General features: G+C 38.1%; 3 protein-coding genes. All 3 read left to right on the forward strand.

Going from position 1 to position 2689, the window contains the following annotated elements:
* Positions 1-487, forward strand: a 487-nt coding sequence (locus F0364_RS29020) for a hypothetical protein (protein WP_207632799.1), incomplete at its 5' end; no start/stop codon positions are given.
* 193 nt (positions 488-680) lie between these two features.
* The gene (locus tag F0364_RS20410; RefSeq protein WP_153799668.1) at positions 681-1655 is read left to right on the forward strand and encodes a hypothetical protein; all 975 of its coding nucleotides are present in this window, start codon (positions 681-683) and stop codon (positions 1653-1655) included.
* Positions 1656-1885: 230 nt separating this feature from the next.
* Complete coding sequence (locus F0364_RS20415; protein WP_153799669.1) at positions 1886-2446, forward strand: HNH endonuclease; 561 nt, start codon at positions 1886-1888, stop codon at positions 2444-2446.
* Positions 2447-2689: the final 243 nt, after the last annotated feature.

Here is a 2689-nt window from a genome sequence, read left to right on the forward strand (position 1 = left end):
GTTGTGTGCAATTTCGTACAGTTCTGCATCGAAGTACAAATACCCTGACCAAAGATTATTGAGAATGACAAAATATAAATTACTTTTTTTGGCTCTCGCTCTCTGTACCCTCTCTTGGACGACACAAACTTCTAAATTCAAATGCAAATTATTGCCTGATGGAAAGTATCAGATTAAATACACTTTCAACTCCACAGAAAAACCCTCAATAATATCAATATCAAAAGATAGGTTCTCTAAATGCTGCAGTTTTCGTGATACACTTAGAGGCCAAATTAATTGGATCTATGATTGCTATTTTACTCTTAAGGTTGACGGAATATCACCTGACACTAGTAGCGAATTAAATAAGTTACTTCACCGTTCTTTTGGTGAACACTGCTTCGAATTAAAAAACTCAACAGAAGACACCATATTCTTTAGAACTACATACACAGGAAATGTGCACATAACTGTTAATGAAGGTCGATTTGTAAGAACAAAATAACTGCACACAACAGGGGTTTTGCAAAATACGGGCGACATAATATCGCCTTAAATACTGTTGTAATTCTGCCCGGCTTTTGTACCTTGGCCGTGTAAAACAAAAAGGTACGGCCAAGCGGGCGGACGGAATTCTAAGTCCCGTACTTCGCAAAGCCCAACCGTTGTGCGTCAGCTTAACGAGACAACCTTAACTTATGGACAGACTATACAGAATTTTTGCAGACTATTATAATCGTAGAGACTTTAGACAGTTTCAAAACAATTTATCTAAAGAAACTTATGAAGCATTAGCTAACTCATATTCCAATTCTCACAATGAGGTCAAAACTGTAACCGATATGTGTGATACACTAAACGGTAAGTCGTTTGACAAGCTAAATTTTTATAGTCGCAAAATTCATGGAACAAGGTCATTCGTTGAATTTAGCAATCAGGACAAACCAGTTACAACGGAAATGGCTGACATGGCTATTATTTGCGTTGCTACAAAAGACAAGAATGTAGTTTTTGAAAAAATAACGTTTGTTCAAAATAAAAAAGAAGACACCATAAATAATTGGAAGATTGACCAAGACCAACTTTATCTTTTAAGAAATTTTCCAACAATAACCGGTAAAAAGGGACTGTTCAAAAAAAATTATAAAGACGAAATTGTATTTCTTAATCATTCAGAGAACTTAGGCACTTATGGACTTTTTAAAAGCCCAGGTGAAATGGTTTTAGCAAATGCAAAAACTATTCACGGACTACAAAATGAAACTAAGATTTCTTTTAGCGACTTAAAAAATCATATTGACACAGTTAACGAGAGAACTTCAAATCATTTCCCGTTTTTTGGATTTGACCATCCATTTTGGGAGGAAATGATTTATCGGATGTTTAAGCATTTCCCCAAATATGGTTTGCCGCTCTTTGACTTGCCTTTCTTAAACAACAACTCAAGTTCTCTAAACGTTTATGATTTTATTCGCAATTGGACATTATTCAACATCGGTGAAGTTTGTAATGTAGGCGGTAACATTATTGACAATGACCTTTTTGTTATCACAAGTGTCTTATTGAGAGAGGCTGGACTTGGGAACATTATAAATATTGAAGGCGACCAGGCCGCACTTGAAAACAATATTGTGTTGCTAGTTGCACACCTGAACTTAGACGACAAAGCGTAAAAAGCCGAACGCACAACAGGCGGTTTGGCAATATGGCGGGGCGACGAATATATGCTCAACTTTTTGTTTTGCTAATCGGCTGCAGTTCCAGCCGACGGAATACTTCTATGAGCAACAGAATTAATAATCAACTTTTGTAACTTTATTCAGCAGCGGTTACGGGCTGACGATTTTCAAATACCGCCACATCGCCAAGCCGTGTCCGTTAGGCGCAATTGCATCCAAACATCATGAAGAAGCAAGATATAAAGAGACACCTTCAAGATTATTCTATTCACGGAAAACGCAAAACAACAATCGCCCATGCTTTTGCCTCCGCATTATCAGTAGCTGATGCTTACGACGTAGAAAAAATTGATATTGCGTTAAGGACACTTGGACAAGACCCAGATAAAGATTTGTTATGCATTTATTGTGACAGACCTGCCGAAACTTGGGATCACATTATGGCAATCGTTAAAGACGGGAAGTTTTCAGGATATGGACATCAAGTTGGCAATTTAATTCCCTGCTGTAAAGACTGTAATTCAAAAAAGGGCAATCGTGACTGGAAAGAGTTCTTAATTTCCAAAAGGCCTAACGAACGAACAAACCCTGACATCATTAACAAAATTGAATCCTACATCAAAAACAACACGACACAATTCAAAGAATTAATAGACGAGGAAATAAATGCGGACATTGAAAAGTTTGAACAAATACAAAACATGGTTTTTGACCTCATGAAACTTGGGGACGACCAAGCAAAAATTATTCGTGACAAATTACGGGCAAAGACCAAATGCGCCTAACATGGGGTTTTCTGCTATGCTGGCTGACGAATATGTACTGATCGTCCCGTTCGCTTATCGGCCGCAGTCCGGGCTGAACGAATAAAGCCGAGCTATAGAATATATTTTCATCTTCATTAACTTTACTCAGCTTCGGTTCGGGCTGACGAATCACGGAATACAGCACAGCAGAAAGCCCTCACCGTTAGGTGCAAGCAAAGCCACAGTCAGATTTCCTTGTTTTGCCCCAACTCTTAGACTGAC

The organism is Foetidibacter luteolus (assembly GCF_009650435.1).
GTDB lineage: Bacteria > Bacteroidota > Bacteroidia > Chitinophagales > Chitinophagaceae > Foetidibacter > Foetidibacter luteolus.